We start from the raw sequence: 1,025 nt of genomic DNA, 5'->3' as shown, positions 1-1,025 counted from the left end.
CCGGTCGGGGTGTGGATGAAGAACAACCGGGCCGCCGCCCGGCGGGAGGGGCCGGGTGCGCTGCCGCAGGAGCGCCGGGAGGCCCTGGAGGAGATCGACCCGTCGTGGTGCCCGGCGTGGGACATCGGCTGGCAGCGGGCGTTCCGGCTGACCCGGGCCCATCTGGACGCGGGCGGTGCGGTGCCGCTCGGGCCGGGCTCGGTGGTGGTCCAGGGCGAGGACCTGGGGCTGTGGGTGCGCGGCCAGCGGCTGGGGTGGGAGCGGCTGGCCTGGGCGCAGCGGTGGCTGCTGGAGCACGGGCTGGGGCTGTCGCCGGCCGCGGAGGCGGAGCGCCCGCCCCCGCGGCGGAGCCATGCCGCCGCCTGGGCGGAGCACCTGGAGGCGGCCCGGCGGTTCCACGCCCGCGAGGGGCACCTGCGGGTGCCGCGCACGCACGTGGAGCCGGTCGGGGGGCGGGAGCTGCGGCTGGGCGCGTGGATCGCGAACCAGCGCTCCCGGGCGGCGGGGCTGGCCCCGGAGCGGGTGGCCGCGCTGACGGAGCTGGGGATGCGCTGGTCCGCGCCCGCGTCCGCATCGGCGTAGGAGCGGGGCGGTCCGCCGGTCAGTGGTGGAAGCCGGACCGGGGTGCGGTGGCGGGGGCGGCCTGGGGCGTGGCGGTGAGGTGTTCCACGGCCCGGCGCAGGTCGTCGACGAGCAGGGCGGTCTGGTCGCGGGTCACGCCGTGCCGGATCAGCACGCGCTGGACGACGGTGTCCTGCCGGTCGGCGGGCAGCGGGTACGAGGGCACCTGCCAGCCGCGCATCCGCAGCCGGTCGGAGAGGTCGTAGAGGCTGAAGCCGGTCGCGGCCGGGTCGGTGAGGGTGTAGGAGACGGCGGGCAGGGCGCCCTGGCCGTCGTAGAGCAGGGTGAAGGGGCCCATGCCCTCGATCTCGGCGGCCAGGTAGCGGGCGGTGTCGGCGCAGGCCTGCTGGACGCGCCGGTAGCCGCCGCGGCCGAGGCGCAGGAAGAGGTAGTACTGGGCGATG

Annotated in this window: 1 protein-coding gene and 1 pseudogene; one reads left to right on the top strand and one right to left on the bottom strand. The window is 77.9% G+C overall.

Going from position 1 to position 1,025, the window contains the following annotated elements:
- A partial coding sequence (locus SSNG_RS31265) for a helicase associated domain-containing protein (RefSeq protein WP_042804415.1) occupies positions 1–582 on the top strand: 582 nt, incomplete at its 5' end.
- Positions 583–601: 19 nt separating this feature from the next.
- On the opposite strand, the pseudogene SSNG_RS31260 reads toward SSNG_RS31265, so the two are convergent.
- A pseudogene (locus tag SSNG_RS31260) lies at positions 602–1,025 on the bottom strand (pyridoxal-dependent decarboxylase); the annotation flags it as partial.

Source organism: Streptomyces sp. C (assembly GCF_000158895.1).
GTDB classification, from domain to species: domain Bacteria; phylum Actinomycetota; class Actinomycetes; order Streptomycetales; family Streptomycetaceae; genus Streptomyces; species Streptomyces racemochromogenes.
This window is presented reverse-complemented; position numbering and strand designations above follow the sequence as displayed.